The organism is Vreelandella populi (assembly GCF_003989825.1).
In the GTDB taxonomy this organism is placed as follows: Bacteria; Pseudomonadota; Gammaproteobacteria; order Pseudomonadales; family Halomonadaceae; genus Vreelandella; species Vreelandella populi.
Map to the genome: position 1 here is coordinate 618251 of NZ_RZHE01000015.1, position 16282 is coordinate 634532.

Below are 16282 nucleotides of genomic sequence, written 5' to 3' on the forward strand. Positions count from 1 at the left end.
GCAAGGCCATTGATATTGAGGACGCCATGACCACATCTGCAGAACTGTTTGATCTTGCCAGTCGCCATATTCCGGGTGGCGTAAATTCGCCGGTTCGCGCTTTTAAAGGTCTGCATCGTCCACCGGTGTTTATGGAGCGCGCGCAGGGAGCCTACCTGTTTGACGTGGAAGGCAATCGTTACGTGGATTATGTGGGCTCTTGGGGGCCGATGATTACCGGCCATGCCGACCAGGATGTGCTGGCCGCCGTACGTGCCCGGCTGGATAACGGCCTCTCCTTTGGTACGCCCACGGCGGTGGAAACCACCATGGCAGACCTGATCTGCGAGATGATCCCTTCCATGGAGATGGTCCGTATGACCAGCTCGGGCACTGAGGCCACCATGTCCGCGATTCGCCTGGCGAGGGGTACCACCGGGCGCGACAAGATCGTCAAGTTTGAAGGCAACTACCACGGTCATTCCGATTCGCTACTGGTGAAAGCAGGCTCCGGCGCGTTGACCCATGGTGAACCCAGTTCACCGGGCGTTCCCGCCTCACTTGCTGAACACACCATTACGCTCTCCTATAACGATATCGAAGGCGTAGAAGCGTGCTTTGCGGAAATCGGCGATCAGATCGCCTGCATCATTGTTGAACCTGTGGCCGGCAACATGAATTGCATTCCGCCCCAGCCGGGCTTTCTGGAAACGCTGCGCCGGGTATGTAACGAACACGGCAGCATCCTGATCTTTGACGAAGTCATGACCGGGTTTCGTGTGGCGCTGGGCGGCGCCCAGGCGCATTACCATATCACTCCGGATTTAACCTGCCTGGGTAAAATCGTGGGCGGCGGCATGCCGGTGGGTGCGTTCGGCGGCAAGCGTGACATTATGCAAAATATCTCGCCCATGGGACCGGTCTATCAGGCAGGTACGCTATCGGGTAACCCGCTGGCCATGGCGGCGGGTATTGCGCTTCTGACCAAGCTTCAAGTGCCGGGCTTTCATGATGCGCTCTCTCAACGTGTTGAGACGCTTTGCAATGGTTTGCAGGAGCGTGCCAATACGGCTGGCGTACCTATGATGACGCAGGCGGCTGGGGGCATGTTCGGTATCTTCTTCACGTCACAAAGCCGAGTGGACAACTTTGCTCAGGCGACAGCCTGTGACCCTGAAGCCTTCCGTCGCTTCTTCGGGGCAATGCTGGACCACGGAGTGTATCTGGCCCCCTCTGCGTTTGAAGCAGGCTTTATGTCGAGTGCCCATACGCCGGAAGATATTCAGTTCACACTGGATGCGGCGGAAAAAGCCTTTAGCGTCATGTAACGTAAAGTAGTATCTGCTGCACTTAAAAGCCGCTCATACCGAGCGGCTTTTGTGGTTAGCGAGGTCGTCAACATGCAGATAACGGTGTCTATCCTATGGCTCTGTCACCGCATTTGCCATCGGTTTCCCTCTTAGCACCCATGCTTTTAGGAGCAGGAAATGGAGAATATCCACATCACCATGAAAGGCACGCCGGGTGCGGTATTCTCTGCTCACTGGCGTATCACCCAAGATGGCCAAACCATCGAGCATATTGAAGAGCACGGTACGGTACCCACTGAGTATAGTTTTACCGGATCGGCTATCGAAGGTACCGTCAAGCTGTTAAGCGATAACCAGCGCTTGGAGGTGGATATTCAGAAAGGCGGCAATCGTTCGCGTTCATCCACCCAAGGTACAGGTGGGACGTTAACCGTTGGGGTTCGTTGAATGCTTAAATAGCAGGTATCAGAAACTGCCCCAAAAGGTGCGGTTTGGTGAAACCTTAAAGGGCGTATAACGTATTGGCTTTGGCTGACCACATTATCATTGCCACTTAGGAGTCATTAATGTATCTCCTCGCTTTCCAAGTCTTTATCAGAGTTTGGCGCCGAAGCTATTTGTTGGCGTAGCAATGCTTCTTCGACGATTTGTACCGCTTCTTCTGCAGCGCGATCAGCCTCACTAACCCTTGGAGAGAGCTGCGTACGAAAATATATTCGGCTTCCATCCGTTACCCATATCTGGCTGCCCCAACGCGCATCAGGCCGCTCTTGTATCGTGATGGAGGCATTGCCGATAATCGTGTTGCCCATGGCGTGCTGGTTAAATGCTCGGTAAAATGCCTTGCCCGCCGTGGTAAGTGTGCTGTCTACCATGGCCTTGGTCAGCTCACTGTCAGTACTTTTAGCATTTTCCTCTTCAAAACCCGCGGAGCTCGATAGTTGGTTAATCGAATCAATCCCCTTCGGTTCTTTTACTGGTGCTGCATCGGCCAGCGATCGCGCGTCACTGGTCACTAATGACGATAATGTAAGCAGAAAAAAAATATAGAGTGGAGTTAGACATCGAAGTAATCGCCTCACGATATAACCTCACACCAATGTTATTATTAGTTCTTTAGGCCACGTGGCTTATCGATAGCAGGGAGAATAGGACCAAGATTTTGATGGATCCAATTCAAAGCCTGAATGCGGTTATGTACGTTTATTTTTCTGAATATATTATAAAGATGTGATTTAACAGTATGCTCGCTGACAAATAGCCGCTCAGCAATTTGTTGGTTTGAAGAGCCTGCTTTCAATAATGAAATAATTTCAATTTCACGATTTGTCAGTCCGCAGGTGGGTCTAAACGCGTTGGTTTGTGATTTGCGATAAAACAGAATCAGCCGAGCCATTAATTCACGCGACATCCAGAGTTCACCGTCCAATAAGGCGTGAATTCCTTTGCAAATAATATCCAGACTCTGCTCACGATAGAAAATGCCTTTTAAATGGGCACAGGAAAGCGCTTCTAACGCATGGTTCATGTTACGGATGTTAAACGCGGCAAGCGTTGCATTTGCTAATGCTTCAGGCAGTTGATCCTGCCACTCGGGCAGAGCATCAATACTGATATGATCGCTATCAATAAGCAGCAAAAGTTTTTCTGATGTACCAGCCGGCAGGGAAGAATGACGTGAGTAGATGCTCACTTGAAAGCCGGTATGCTTATTTAAATATTCAGCAAATAGCTGAGATTGAGGACTCTGCTCGGTAAGAATATACACCGAGTCGGTGGATTGTTCCTTTTTCATGGTAAGGCCCTGGTAAGAAGGAGTGAGCTATCAGCGGCACTAGTGTTACCTATAAGCCCCATTTCGTAAAGTTTTGTTACCAACTTATTTTTTATATACGTAATAACTAATATTTATATAAATATAACATATGCTATAACTCATTGTTATAAAACATATTTTTTTATATTAATAACATTATTCTAATTAAAAAAATATACATTTGGTAACACGCAGTTAAATATAGAACGAGTTTTTTAGGCGTACACTGACCCACTTATGCTCGGAGATTATGCGATGTCTATGGTTAATACCCTGGTTCTAGCAAGCGGTAATGCAGGAAAGCTAAGAGAGTTCAATCAGTTGCTGGCTCCTCTGGGGTTTGATATCCGTCCCCAGGCAGATTTTGGTGTACACGATGTTGAAGAAACAGGACTGACCTTTGTTGAAAATGCGCTTTTAAAGGCACGTGAGGCGAGCCGTGTCAGCGGATTACCCGCGCTGGCGGACGATTCCGGGCTGGAGGTGGATGCTTTAGCAGGCCAACCGGGTATTTATTCAGCGCGCTATGCCGGTGAGCCGAAAAGTGATCAGCGCAATAATGAAAAGCTTCTGACAGCCCTTAGCGACTGCGCGGAAGGCCAGCGCACCGGGCGCTATTGGTGCGTGCTGGTGTATTTGCGCCATCCGGCTGACCCGGTACCCATCATTGTCCAGCGCAGTTGGGAAGGCGAGCTGCTTGCCCATCCGCGCGGTGAACAAGGTTTTGGCTATGACCCGCTTTTTTGGTTGCCCGAGCAGGGCATGAGTGTGGCCGAACTGCCCAGTGAAATGAAAAATCGGCTAAGCCATCGTGGCCGAGCGCTACAAGGGTTGGTAGACATGCTCAAGGTGGCGCATGGCTAAGCCATTGCCGCCCCTGTCGCTGTATATCCACACCCCTTGGTGTGTTCGCAAGTGTCCTTACTGCGATTTCAACTCCCACGAGCCTCAGTCGCAAACGCTGCCTGAAGCGGCGTATCTTGATGCCTTACTAAAAGATCTGGACGGTGATCTTGCGCTTGCCGCCGGACGTGAAATACACACCATCTTTATTGGCGGTGGTACGCCAAGCCTGCTGTCACCGACGTTCTATCAGCGCCTTTTCAAGGAAATACAGCGGCGGCTGGCGTTCTCCTCCACAATTGAAATTACCCTGGAGGCCAACCCTGGCACCACCGAGCAGGAGCGTTTCATTGGCTATCGGGAAGCGGGTATCAATCGCTTATCGCTAGGTACGCAAAGCTTTCAGCCTGCCCAGCTTGAGGCGTTAGGTCGCATTCATGGTGCCGGTGAGGCGATCAGCGCCGTGGGGCAGGCACGTGCGGCAGGTTTTGACAACATCAATATTGATTTGATGCACGGCCTGCCTGGCCAGACGCCTGAACTTGCTCTAGCCGATATCGATCAGGCACTTGCTCTCAAGCCTGATCATCTTTCTTGGTATCAACTGACCCTTGAACCTAATACAGCGTTTCATTCACAGCCGCCGGTGTTGCCGGAAGAGGAAGCGCTTTGGGATATCCAGGAAATGGGCCACCAGCGCCTGGAGCAGGCTGGCTTTTCGCGCTACGAGATTTCCGCCTATGCCACGCGGGGCAGGCAGAGCCGCCACAACCTCAACTATTGGCAGTTTGGCGATTATCTGGGAATTGGTGCCGGTGCCCACGGCAAGTTAACGGCAATTGATTCTGACGGGCAATGGCATATCGAACGGCGCTGGAAAACGCGCCAGCCCGAGGCTTATCTAAGACGCGCTGATGATCCACGAGGCTTTCTAGCCGGTAAGCAGCCCATCAGTCTCGATGAGCTGCCACTCGAATTTGCCATGAATGCGCTGCGTTTGACCGAAGGTGTAAAGCTTTCCACCTGGTCGGCACATACCGGACAGGCGAAAGAGGTGCTTCTGGCTCGCTTACAAAGTGCTTTAAAAAAAGGACTTTTGATGGAAATGCCTGAAAAGCTGCGTGCCTCGCCTCAAGGTCTATTATTCTTGAATGAGTTGCTGGCCATGATCAGCGACGAGTAATTCAAGCGCTTTAACAAACAAGGAGTGAGTGATGCGTATTTCCCGACTACTAACCCCGTTAGCCGCCGCAATTTTGGTGGCTGGTTGTGCCACTTCTGACCCTTATGGTGGCCAAACACAACGCTCATCGACAGGTATGGGAACAGGGATTGGCGCTGCGGTAGGTGCTGCAGCGGGTGCGCTTTCAGGCAGTGGTAGCACTAGCCGTCGTGACCGCGCCCTGATCGGTGCCGCTGTAGGCGCTGCCGCTGGTGCCGGGGTGGGCGCTTATATGGATCGCCAGGAGCAGCAGCTTCGCCAAAACCTGCAGGGCTCGCGCATTGAAATCGATCGCCGTGGCGATGATATCGTGCTGAATATGCCCAGCAGTGTTACTTTCGGCTTTGACTCATCTGACCTGACCGGCGATGCCCGTAGTGCGCTCAATGAAGTGGCCAGCATTCTCAACCAGTATACTGACACTCGGGTCAATATCGCAGGCCATACCGACAGTACCGGTGACGCCAGCTATAACCAGCGGCTTTCTGAACGTCGTGCCCAGGCGGTAGGTAGCTACCTGAGCCAGAATGGCGTTTCATCCTCACGTCTTAATACCATGGGTTACGGCGCCAATCAGCCGGTGGCCAGCAATAATACCGACCAGGGCCGTGCGCAGAACCGTCGAGTAGAAATTACCCTGACCCCTACCGGTAACGGCCAGCGTTAAGTATTCCACTAGCCGCGCATTGCTGTTCAAAGCCCGCTATGCTCCCATAGCGGGCTTTTTTCGTTCACCTGTTTACGAGCAACCATGCTGTCTTATCAACACGCCTACCATGCCGGTAATTTTGCCGATGTACACAAACATCTGACGCTTTATGCCGTTACGGATTATCTATTACGTAAAAAAACGACCATTACATATATAGATACGCATGCAGGTCGAGGTCTATATCCACTAGCGACCAAAGAGGCCCAACGCCTTCAGGAGTACCGTGAAGGTATCTGGCCCCTCTGGCAGGCGCGCGAACAGCTCTCCGACCCGCTGCTTAATGGCTGGTTAAATGCCGTTTCGGCCGCACAGCCCGTGGCGCAGGAATTGACGCACTATCCCGGTTCACCCTGGTGGCTAAGTCAGCCGCTGCGCGAGCATGACCGGCTACGCCTGTTTGAGCTTCATCCGGGTGAACATCAGCATCTGAATGCTCAGGTGCTTCCGCCTCAAGCGCAACGTATCCATGGCGATGGTCTAGCAGGTTTGACCGCCATGCTACCGGTAGCAACGCCACGCCTTTGCGTATTGATTGACCCAAGTTTCGAGCGCAAGGTGGAATACCAGGAGGTTGCGGATACGGTTATTCATGCGCTGGAAAAGGCCCGCCACGGCGTGGTGATGGTCTGGTATCCGCTGCTGCCTGCCGGGCATCACCACGTACTGCTGAACGCGCTGAAGAACAGCGGCGTACGCAAGATATGGCGCAGCGAGCTTCTACTGCGCGCCCCCACCGAGCAGACTCACGGCATGTACGGCAGCGGTATGCTGGTGATCAACCCGCCCTGGGGGCTGGATGAGCGCCTGGCAACGGCCATGGCCGAAGTAACTCCCTGCCTTGGCGAAGAAAGCCGTCATGAGGCGCAGTGGTGGGTGGAGGAGTAGCCAGACCTTGAGCAACGCCAGGTTCGCAACGTGGGGCCTCATACACCTCGACCAGCAATAAATTGATTAACCGCTAGCGATATTAAGTGGCCACTCTGCATTAAAGTCGTTCATGCACACTCAAGAAATGATCACTTTAATGCGTCTTGGGGATGGGGGACGATACAACGATACGCTCAATCTAACGTTGGAGATGCTACATGAGCCTCAATTCTGCCCCTTTTCCCGCCGATGTGGTCGGCAGCCTTCTGCGCCCTACGGCTATCAAAAATGCTCGCTTGGCGTATCAAGCCGGTGAACTGGATGCCCATGATCTGCGTCGCGTCGAGGATGACGCCATTGCCCAGGCGGTGAAAAGCCAGTGTCAGTGCGGCTTGAAAGTGGTGACCGATGGTGAGTTTCGCCGCGCCTGGTGGCATTTTGATTTTTTTGAAGGGCTTGAAGGCGTCGAAGGCTACGATGCCGAGCAGGGCATCCAGTTTGCCGGTGTGCAGACCAAGTCGCGCAACGTGCGCGTGACGGGCAAGCTGGGTTTTGGTCGTCATCCAATGCTTGAAGACTTTAAATTTCTTGCCAGCATTGCTGAGGGCGCTGTGCCCAAGATGACCATTCCGAGCCCAAGCGTACTGCATTTTCGGGGTGGCCGTGGCGTGGTCAGTGAAGAGGCTTATCCGAATATCAATGATTTCTTCACCGACTTGGCGAGCGTCTACAAAGAAGCGATCAGCGCGTTTTATGCCGCTGGCTGTCGCTACCTTCAGCTTGACGATACCGTGTGGGCATATCTGTGCTCGCAAGAGCAGCGCGCCCTGGTGATTGAACGCGAAGAGGATCCGGATCATCTGGCTCAGGTGTATGCCGAGGTTATCAACCAAGCGCTTGAGGACAAACCGCATGACCTGGTAGTCGGTATGCACGTGTGCCGGGGCAACTTTCGCTCTACCTGGATATCCGAAGGGGGCTACGAGCCGGTTGCCGAGCTACTGTTTGGCTCGGTCAATATTGACGCTTTCTTCCTGGAGTACGACTCTGACCGCGCCGGTGACTTCGAACCCTTGCGTTTTATCAAACCGGGCCACCAGAAGGTGGTGCTTGGCCTGGTGACCACCAAAACCGGTGAGCTTGAAGACCCTGAAGCGATCAAAGAGCGCATTTTTGAAGCCGCCCGTTTTGTACCGCTAGAACAGCTCTGCCTAAGCACCCAATGCGGCTTTGCCTCGACGGAAGAGGGTAACTCGCTGACCGAGGCGCAGCAACAGGCCAAGCTTGAGCTGGTTGTTCAGGTCGTCCGAGACGTATGGGGCGAATAACGCCCCACACAGGTTACTTCCCTATACAGAAGCTGCCGAAAATCTCGCCGAGCAGATCATCAGCGCTGAATTCTCCGGTGATCTCGCCGAGCGCCTGCTGAGCGTCGCGCAGGTCTTCAGCCAGTAGCTCACCTGCGCCATAGCCATCTAACTGGGCGCGTCCGGCCTCAAGCGCTGCCATGGCACGGTCAAGCGCGTCCAGGTGCCGCCGTCGGGCGGAAAAGCGCCCTTCAGTGGTGGCGGCAAAGCCCATTACGCTCTTCAGGTGCCCTTTTAAGTTATCCACACCGGCTCCGGTCTTGGCCGAAAGGCGCAGCGTTGGGGTGGGTGTGGATAAATCAATTCCTGCGGATTCGGCGCTGGTGTCGATTTTGTTGCGCACTAGCGTCAAACGGCTTTGATCGGGAAGCCGTGCTACAAACTCCGGCCAGATGGCCATTGGGTCTGTTGCGTCAGTGGTCGAGGCATCCACCAGCAGAAGCACGCGGTCAGCCTTTTCTATCTCATCCCAGGCGCGAGCCACACCGATCTTTTCCACCGCATCCGGCGTATCTCGAAGGCCCGCTGTATCGATGATATGCAGCGGCATTCCATCAATGTGAATGTACTCGCGCAGCACGTCCCGAGTGGTGCCGGCAATATCGGTCACGATAGCCGTATCCTGCTCGGTAAGAGCGTTCAAGAGGCTTGATTTACCCGCATTGGGGCGCCCGGCAATCACCACGCTCATACCTTCACGCAAAAGCGCGCCCTGACCTGCTGCCTTGCGTACCTCGCTTAGCGCCTGCTGAACATCCGTCAGGTGTTTTGCCACGTGACCATCGGCAAGAAAGTCGATCTCCTCTTCCGGGAAGTCGATTGCGGCCTCGACATACACACGCAGTTCTATAAGCCTTGTGACCAGTGCCGATACACGGCTGGAGAACTCACCCTGAAGCGAGCGTACGGCGTTTTCCGCCGCCGAGCGTGAGGTGGCATCGATCAGATCGGCAATCGCCTCGGCCTGAGCCAGGTCGAGCTTATCATTGAGAAAGGCACGCTCGGAGAACTCGCCGGGGCGGGCCAGGCGGGCACCTAAGGCTACACAGCGCTCGAGCAGCATGTCCATGATGATTGGGCCACCGTGGCCCTGTAATTCCAGCACGTCTTCGCCGGTAAATGAGTGGGGGCCATTAAACAGTAGGGCTATGCCTTCATCAATAGTGCCGTCAGCGCCCTTGAAAGGGCCGTGGTGAGCATGGCGAGGCACTGGGCAATGGCCGAGTACCGCTTCAGCGATAGTCCGGCAGGCAGGTCCTGAGACACGAATGATGCCTACGCCGCCACGGCCAGGCGGAGTGGCCAACGCGGTAATTGTATCCTGGGTATAAAGTCGTTCAGCCATGGCGCGCCTCTTTGATGGATACATGCATTGTGAATTTGTCGTCTTTAAAACGCCAGACCCCCGCACGAGGGCGGGGGTCTGATTACGTGATCGGCGGATTACTTGGTTCGCAATCCCTTGCCGACGCTTGGGTCTTTCTCGATACGCTTGGTAATAAAGTACTGCTGCGCCACCGAGATGATGTTGTTGACTACCCAGTAGATAACCAGGCCAGCCGGGAACCAGAGGAAGAAGAAGGTGAAGATGATCGGCAGCATCCTCATGATCTTCGCCTGCATGGGGTCCGGCGGTGTCGGGTTCAGCATTTGCTGAACAAACATGGATACACCCATCAGAATCGGCAAGATGAAGTACGGGTCCTTGATCGACAGATCCTGAATCCAGAAGATAAACGGCGCGTGGCGCAGTTCAACGGATTCCAGCAGCATCCAGTACAGCGCGATAAACACCGGCATCTGAATCACGATCGGCAAGCAGCCACCCAAAGGATTAATCTTCTCCTTTTGGTAGAACTTCATCATCTCTTGAGACATTTTCTGACGGTCATCGCCATACATCTCTTTAAGACGCTGCATTTCCGGGCCTAGCTTGCGCATGCGTGCCATGGACTTGTAAGCCTTGGCAGACAGCGGGAAGAGCACCAGCTTAACCACTACCGTCAGCAGAACGATCGACCAGCCCCAGTTACCCACGATGTCGTGGATCTTATCCAGCAGCCAGAACAGCGGGTTGGCAATAAACCACAGCCAGCCATAGTCGACGGTCAGGCGCAGGTTAGGGGCTACCTGTTCAAGATAATCCTGAACCTTGGGCCCCATGTAGAGCGTTGCGCCAAGCGTTGCTTCACCTTCCGCCGCAATATTGCTGGTAGGACCGGCAAAGGCGACAACGTTACGGTCACTTGAATCAGTGGTGACGTAGTAAAGGTTCTGCTGGTCTTGAGACGGCGCCCAGGCGGATACGAAGTAGTGCTGAATAATCGCGATCCAGCCGCCCTGCGCTTCACGGTTTTCAAAGTTACGGTTTCGAATATCTTCGAAATCGACCTTTTCATACCGTGCATCAGGCGTGGAGTAGGCCGCGCCGATATAGGAGTTCATGCCCAGGGCAACGCCGCTGGACGGGTCCGGGCTATTATCACGTGCCAACTGACCAATAAAGCGAGCGCTGACCGGCGCATTGGTGTTATTGGCAATATAGTAATTGACGCCGACGGCGTAGTTGTCACGCTCAAACGTCAAACGCTTGATCACTTCAACGCCATTAACGTCGGCACGCAGGTCAACGTTCAGCTGATCCTGGTCATCGGCCAGGCTGTAGGCATTGCTTTCTGGAGTGAAGGCGATGCGGCTTGCCTGTCCGTCCAGCTGTAAGCCAGAGCGTGCCACGTAACTGCGTGTGGCGTTGTCTGAGAGCAAAACATAGTTGCGCTCGGTGTCCAGCGTCATCTTGTGCTGGGGCAGAGCGGCATAAACGATGTCGCCGCCGTGCGGATCAATACGCACGTCGAGTACGTCGGTGGTGACCGCGATAAAGTCACGACTTGAGGTGTCACTTTCCGTGTCGCCAGCCAGCCCTTCGCCCACTGCATTGTTCGGTGCAGACGTTGACGGGACCGCCAGGTCGTTACCGCTTTCAGCATTGGGTAAGGGGGCATTGCTACTGCTTTGGGTAATTTCAGGCGTCGAGTCGTAATCTGTCGGCCCATAATCCTGATTCCACTGAATGACCAGTAGATAGGCAAGTACTGCCAGTGGAATCAGTAATAGAAGTCTTTTTACGTCCATGAGGGTTCTGCCCGCTGGGTGATGAACATGCTAATGGCGCAGTGTCATTTACTCGACCCATGACACACGAAAGCCTGCCAAGCGGCAGGCCGAGGTCGAGCGGCGAGGTGCGTCGTCAAGTGTCACGTGTTACGCCATCAATCGGTGGTGCAACTGATACCGTCTGGGCGTCACGCTGAAGGCGTTTCCACATGCCATGTAGCTGGCGGTTAAGCGTTTCGTTATCGATATCCTGCACACCGCGCTTGGCTAGTATCACAATATCCATGGAGGGAAGGTGATGCTGACGAAGTCTGGCGGATTCTCGGACAAGACGCTTAAAGTGGTTGCGGTCTACAGCGCGCTTTACATTTTTCTTGCTGACCACCAGTCCAATGCGGGGGTATCCCCGGGTACTCATGCGCGCTAGCGCCATCATACCTTTGCCATGAACTTTAAGATCGGCCTGTTCAAACACGTGACTAAAGTCCCCGGCGTTTAAAAGACGTAAACACCGGGGAAAGCCTTGAGGCGGCACACGCAATCTGAAATCAGGCGCTCAGACGCTTGCGGCCTTTCGCACGGCGGCGCGAGATAACGGCACGGCCGTTTTTGGTTGCCATGCGAGCACGGAAGCCATGCGTGCGCTTGCGTTTGAGAACGCTGGGTTGAAAAGTGCGTTTCATAACTCGTAATTCCCACGTGGTTTAGGACGGATGTGAATCCAAAAGACCCGGTCCAGTGAGGAAACTAGCCGGGGAGTTTCAATTCAAGACCGGAAATTGTAGAGACTTCCCGCGTCGGGTGCAATTTTTCCTTGCATAAAAACCAACAAAAAGGCAATGGGCATCGACCCGGTTATATTTCATCGTTCCCAACAGCGACTACTACTATTACTAGTTAAGGTTTTTAAATGATGTTGTTATTAATAGTGGGGATACTATTTGTGGATAAGTGATTATTCCTTATTTTTATCAAATAACTAAAAGCCAAAAAACAATGTGCATAAGTGCCGAATAACCGGCCGATAAACTGTTAATTTAATGTGAGTAGCTGTATGGAAAAACCCCAATAATGGATCTGTCCCCATTTCTTCAGGAGGTTTTCCCGTGTGCTTATGGAAAGTTGTCCACAGGCACAAATTGATAGCCAAACCCGTGTGGATAACCAAGCCCTAGAGCGCTACAATGGTCGGCCGTTTTCAACTGATGGTGAGATGAGTGTCACTCGCGCTTTGGCAACAGTGCCTGGACTACCTGCAGGACGAATTGAATTCACAACAATTCAATACCTGGATACGTCCCTTGCAGGCAGAAGAAGGAGAGTCCAATGAGCTGCGCTTACTGGCGCCTAATCGCTTTGTGCGCGACTGGGTGAGTGACAAGTATGCCAAGCGGATCAGTGAGCTGATTCGCGAGCTTGCACCGTCTAAACCACCCAAGGTAAGCCTGACCGTGGGTAGCCGCCGCCCGGCGGCACCCGCGCCCCAACCACGTGATTTGGGCAACCCGGTTTCCGCCAACACCTCCGCGCCTTCCGTGCATACACCGCCGCGTGGTGATATTGCCGATGAGCGTGAGATCGACCAGCTGCGTGAGCGTGAGGAAGCGCCGCGTCGGCGTACCAATGAGCGTCAGGTTCAGGTCGAAGGCAGCCTCAAGCACGGCAGCGGGCTTAACCCGAATTTTACGTTTGATACTTTTGTTGAAGGTAAATCCAACCAATTGGCTCGGGCTGCTTCACGGCAGGTTTCGGAGAACCCAGGCGGCGCCTATAACCCCCTGTTTCTCTACGGTGGGGTAGGTCTGGGTAAAACGCACTTGATGCACGCAGTGGGTAATGCGCTGGCTGGCCGCCGGGAAAATGCCCGGGTGGTTTACCTGCATTCAGAGCGTTTTGTTGCGGATATGGTCAAGGCACTTCAACTTAACGCGATCAACGATTTCAAACGTTTCTATCGCAGCGTTGACGCCTTACTGATTGATGATATTCAGTTTTTTGCTGGCAAAGAGCGCTCTCAGGAAGAGTTTTTTCACACCTTCAATGCGTTATTGGAAGGTGGCCAGCAGATGATTCTCACCTCTGATCGTTACCCCAAGGAAATCAGCGGTGTCGAGGAGCGCCTGAAGTCGCGCTTTGGATGGGGGTTGACGGTGGCGATCGAGCCGCCGGAGCTTGAGACCCGAGTGGCCATCTTGATGAAGAAAGCCGACCAGGCCAAGGTCGATTTACCCCATGATGCTGCCTTCTTTATTGCTCAGAAAATCCGCTCCAACGTGCGTGAACTCGAAGGCGCCTTGAAGAAGGTCATTGCCGACTCGCACTTTATGGGTAAGCCTATTAATCAGGACTTTATCCGTGAGTCATTGAAGGACCTGCTTGCCCTTCAAGACAAGCAGGTGGGCGTGGATAATATTCAGCGCACGGTAGCCGAGTACTACAAGATCAAGGTAGCGGATTTACTATCGAAGCGGCGCTCACGTTCAGTGGCGCGTCCTCGGCAGGTGGCCATGGCGTTGGCCAAGGAGCTGACCAACCACAGCTTGCCGGAAATCGGCGATGCGTTTGGCGGGCGTGATCATACGACCGTGTTGCATGCCTGCCGTAAGGTAAAAGCCCTGCAAGAGGAAAGCGCGGATATTCGTGAGGATTATAAAAATCTGCTGCGCCTATTAACCAGCTAACCATCCAAGGGACAGGCCTGCCAGCGGCAGGTTTTCAGGATATAAACCGGAGTGTTGATGAAATTTTCAATTTCCCGAGAAGCATTGCTACGTCCGCTGACTCTGGTGGCGGGCGTGGTAGAGCGGCGCCAAACGTTGCCTGTGCTTTCAAACGTACTGATACAAGTGGACGGTGACCAGGTTTCCTTGACCGGTACCGACCTGGAAGTCGAGCTTATTGGACGCACCGTAGCAAGCCAGGTTGACCAGCCCGGCGCTGCCACTGTGCCTGCGCGCAAGCTGATGGATATTTGTAAATCATTGCCCGATCAATCTGAGATTCAGCTGGCGGTAGAGGATGGGCGCGCAGTACTACGCAGCGGCCGTTCACGATTTACGCTTTCCACCCTGCCGGTCGCCGAATTTCCCAATATTGAAGATGGCGACGGCAGCCAAGAGCTAAGCGTTCCGCGGGGGACGTTAAAACACCTGATTGAAGCCACCTCGTTTGCCATGGCTCAGCAGGATGTCCGTTATTACCTCAACGGCATGCTGCTGGAAATTCAAAGCAATCTTCTACGGACGGTAGCCACCGACGGGCATCGTCTGGCGATGTGTTCACGCCCGGTAGAGGTGGCCGTTAGCCAGTCGCAAAAGCTGATTGTACCGCGCAAGGGGATTCTGGAGCTTTCAAGGCTGCTTGATGATAGTGATGAGCCGGTCAGCCTGACGTTGGGTTCAACCCACGTGAGGGCACATACGGGTGACTTCACCTTTACCTCCAAGCTGATCGACGGCAAGTTCCCCGATTACGAGCGCGTTGTGCCGCGTAATGGTGACAAGGTACTGATTGCCGAGCGAGCCGAGCTGCGTCAGGTGCTCTCACGTACGGCGATTCTATCCAACGAAAAATATCGTGGTGTGAGGCTCTACCTGGAGGAAGGCAATCTTAAGGTAATGGCCAATAACCCTGAACAGGAAGAAGCCGAAGAGAACGTTGCTGTTGAGTACAACGGCTCTGCAATGGAGATAGGCTTTAACGTGGGCTATTTGGTGGATGTGCTGTCGGTCTTGAACGAAGACAGGGTACAGTTGACACTGGCCGACCCCAACAGCAGTGCGCTGCTTGAAGAGCCGGGTGGCGGCGATGCGCTGTACGTTGTCATGCCCATGCGGCTGTAAACTGATTGCTGAACCACTGTTGAGCAAGGGCGGCGCTTCTGGCAGCAGAAGCGCCGCTTTGTCTTATGGCGTGGCTGCGGCCATCACCTGCGAGTTGACATGAGCCTGATACAGCTTAATTTCCAAGGCTTGCGGAATCTGACGCCGCTTGATATGAGGCCTTCTCCCCGCATCAATATCATCAGCGGTCCCAACGGCAGCGGCAAGACTAGCCTGCTTGAGGGTATCCATGTGCTTGGGATGGGCCGTTCGTTTCGCACTCGCCAGCTAAAGAATGCCATCCAGGCCGAGTTGCCTCACATGACGCTTTACGGGCGGCTTGCCGGTGAACCAGAGGTGAGCATAGGGGTGCGTCGGTTAAGAGCGCAACGGGAGCTTGAGCTGCGCCTGCGCGGTGATAAGGATGTGCGTCTGGCCGAGTTGGTTGAGGCTATGCCGCTGCAATTAATTAACCCTGATGCTTTTAGGCTTCTGGAAGGCTCGCCTGCTGGTCGACGCGAGTTTTTTGACTGGGGAGTGTTTCACGTGAAACATGACTTCCTGGAAGCCTGGAAGCGTACCCGGCGTGCAGTGAAACATCGGAACGCGCTTCTCAGGCGTGGTAGAATAGATCCACAGGAAATGGCTGCCTGGGAGCAGGAGCTGGCCCTATGGGGCGAGGTTGTCGATAGACTTCGAATGGAGTGGTTCAGCGAGTTTCTTCCTGTTTTTGAAGAAACGCTTGAAGTACTGCTTCCCTTGCCCGGTTTGAAGCTTGGCTATGCGCGCGGTTGGGATAAGCAACGTAGCCTTAGTGAAGTGCTCCGCGATAGCCGAGCGACGGATCAGCAAATGGGCTTTACACAGCAGGGGCCCCAACGTGCCGATCTGCGTATCAGGCTCAATAAGCAGCCCGCAGTAGAAGTACTTTCCAGAGGCCAGCAAAAGCTGGTGGTAAGCGCTTTAAAGCTTGCCCAAGGGCGGTTTCTGGAAAGAACAGCACAGCGGCACTGTATCTATCTAATTGATGACTTGCCGGCCGAACTGGACGCGCAGCATCAACAGCGCTTCTGTCAGCTGCTTGAAGAGATGCAGTGCCAGGCATTTATTACCAGCGTTGAACCCACTGCACTACAACGCACATGGCAACCCCAGACGGCAGTAAGCATGTTTCACGTGAAACATGACGATCAGGGGCTCGGCCAGTTGAGGCAGGATGGGTAAACGATAC

16 protein-coding genes are annotated in these 16282 nt (G+C 53.8%); 10 read left to right on the forward strand and 6 right to left on the reverse strand.

The features are described 5' to 3' along the window. Positions 1-26 precede the first annotated feature (26 nt). Together hemL and ELY25_RS17475 are read left to right on the forward strand one after the other, a co-directional pair. A complete protein-coding gene (gene hemL, locus ELY25_RS17470) occupies positions 27-1307 on the forward strand; it encodes a glutamate-1-semialdehyde 2,1-aminomutase (RefSeq protein ID WP_126952531.1) in 1281 nt (426 codons plus the stop codon). A 159-nt stretch (positions 1308-1466) separates the two neighbouring features. Next, positions 1467-1736 (forward strand): hypothetical protein, encoded by a 270-nt coding sequence (locus ELY25_RS17475; RefSeq protein WP_236995761.1) that lies wholly within the window; start codon positions 1467-1469, stop codon positions 1734-1736. Between the two features lie 116 nt (positions 1737-1852). On the opposite strand, the gene ELY25_RS17480 is transcribed toward ELY25_RS17475, so the two are convergent. Both ELY25_RS17480 and ELY25_RS17485 read right to left on the reverse strand, forming a co-directional pair. After that, a complete protein-coding gene (locus ELY25_RS17480) occupies positions 1853-2371 on the reverse strand; it encodes a CsgE family curli-type amyloid fiber assembly protein (protein ID WP_126952532.1) in 519 nt (172 codons plus the stop codon). A 26-nt stretch (positions 2372-2397) separates the two neighbouring features. After that, the gene (locus ELY25_RS17485; RefSeq protein ID WP_126952533.1) at positions 2398-3084 is read right to left on the reverse strand and encodes a LuxR C-terminal-related transcriptional regulator; all 687 of its coding nucleotides are present in this window, start codon (positions 3082-3084) and stop codon (positions 2398-2400) included. 276 nt (positions 3085-3360) lie between these two features. On the opposite strand from ELY25_RS17485, the gene rdgB reads away from it, so the two are divergent. The 5 genes from rdgB (at position 3361) to ELY25_RS17510 (ending at position 8077) form a co-directional block, all read left to right on the forward strand. Next, on the forward strand, positions 3361-3969 hold the full coding sequence (gene rdgB, locus ELY25_RS17490) for an RdgB/HAM1 family non-canonical purine NTP pyrophosphatase (protein WP_126952534.1): 609 nt from the start codon (positions 3361-3363) through the stop codon (positions 3967-3969). Further along, positions 3962-5131, forward strand: coding sequence for a radical SAM family heme chaperone HemW (gene hemW / locus ELY25_RS17495; protein WP_126952535.1), 1170 nt, complete (start codon positions 3962-3964; stop codon positions 5129-5131). The genes rdgB and hemW overlap by 8 nt, the downstream gene beginning before the upstream one ends. Before the next feature lie 31 nt (positions 5132-5162). Further along, positions 5163-5837 (forward strand): YiaD family glycine zipper/OmpA-like lipoprotein, encoded by a 675-nt coding sequence (locus ELY25_RS17500; protein WP_126952536.1) that lies wholly within the window; start codon positions 5163-5165, stop codon positions 5835-5837. 84 nt (positions 5838-5921) lie between these two features. Then, positions 5922-6767 carry a 23S rRNA (adenine(2030)-N(6))-methyltransferase RlmJ gene (locus ELY25_RS17505; protein WP_126952537.1) on the forward strand — a complete coding sequence of 282 codons (846 nt, stop codon included), beginning with the start codon at positions 5922-5924 and terminating at the stop codon, positions 6765-6767. A gap of 200 nt (positions 6768-6967) precedes the next feature. Then, positions 6968-8077: a cobalamin-independent methionine synthase II family protein gene (locus tag ELY25_RS17510; protein WP_126952538.1), complete on the forward strand. Its 1110-nt coding sequence runs from the start codon at positions 6968-6970 to the stop codon at positions 8075-8077. 13 nt (positions 8078-8090) lie between these two features. On the opposite strand, the gene mnmE is transcribed toward ELY25_RS17510, so the two are convergent. The 4 genes from mnmE to rpmH all read right to left on the reverse strand — a co-directional run bounded on the left by mnmE (position 8091) and on the right by rpmH (position 11913). Further along, complete coding sequence (gene mnmE / locus ELY25_RS17515) at positions 8091-9461, reverse strand: tRNA uridine-5-carboxymethylaminomethyl(34) synthesis GTPase MnmE (protein ID WP_126952539.1); 1371 nt, start codon at positions 9459-9461, stop codon at positions 8091-8093. 98 nt (positions 9462-9559) lie between these two features. After that, positions 9560-11248 carry a membrane protein insertase YidC gene (yidC, locus tag ELY25_RS17520; protein ID WP_126952540.1) on the reverse strand — a complete coding sequence of 563 codons (1689 nt, stop codon included), beginning with the start codon at positions 11246-11248 and terminating at the stop codon, positions 9560-9562. Positions 11249-11363: 115 nt separating this feature from the next. Further along, positions 11364-11765 (reverse strand): ribonuclease P protein component, encoded by a 402-nt coding sequence (gene rnpA / locus ELY25_RS17525; RefSeq protein ID WP_126952541.1) that lies wholly within the window; start codon positions 11763-11765, stop codon positions 11364-11366. A gap of 13 nt (positions 11766-11778) precedes the next feature. Then, positions 11779-11913, reverse strand: a complete 135-nt coding sequence (gene rpmH / locus ELY25_RS17530) for a 50S ribosomal protein L34 (RefSeq protein WP_087106981.1) — start codon at positions 11911-11913, stop codon at positions 11779-11781. A gap of 534 nt (positions 11914-12447) precedes the next feature. Here rpmH and dnaA point away from each other — a divergent pair. From dnaA to recF, 3 genes are all read left to right on the forward strand, one after another. After that, on the forward strand, positions 12448-13911 hold the full coding sequence (gene dnaA / locus ELY25_RS17535) for a chromosomal replication initiator protein DnaA (RefSeq protein WP_126952542.1): 1464 nt from the start codon (positions 12448-12450) through the stop codon (positions 13909-13911). 57 nt (positions 13912-13968) lie between these two features. Further along, on the forward strand, positions 13969-15072 hold the full coding sequence (gene dnaN, locus ELY25_RS17540) for a DNA polymerase III subunit beta (protein WP_126952543.1): 1104 nt from the start codon (positions 13969-13971) through the stop codon (positions 15070-15072). A 99-nt stretch (positions 15073-15171) separates the two neighbouring features. After that, positions 15172-16275 (forward strand): DNA replication/repair protein RecF, encoded by a 1104-nt coding sequence (gene recF, locus ELY25_RS17545; protein ID WP_126952544.1) that lies wholly within the window; start codon positions 15172-15174, stop codon positions 16273-16275. The last annotated feature ends 7 nt before the right edge of the window (positions 16276-16282 follow it).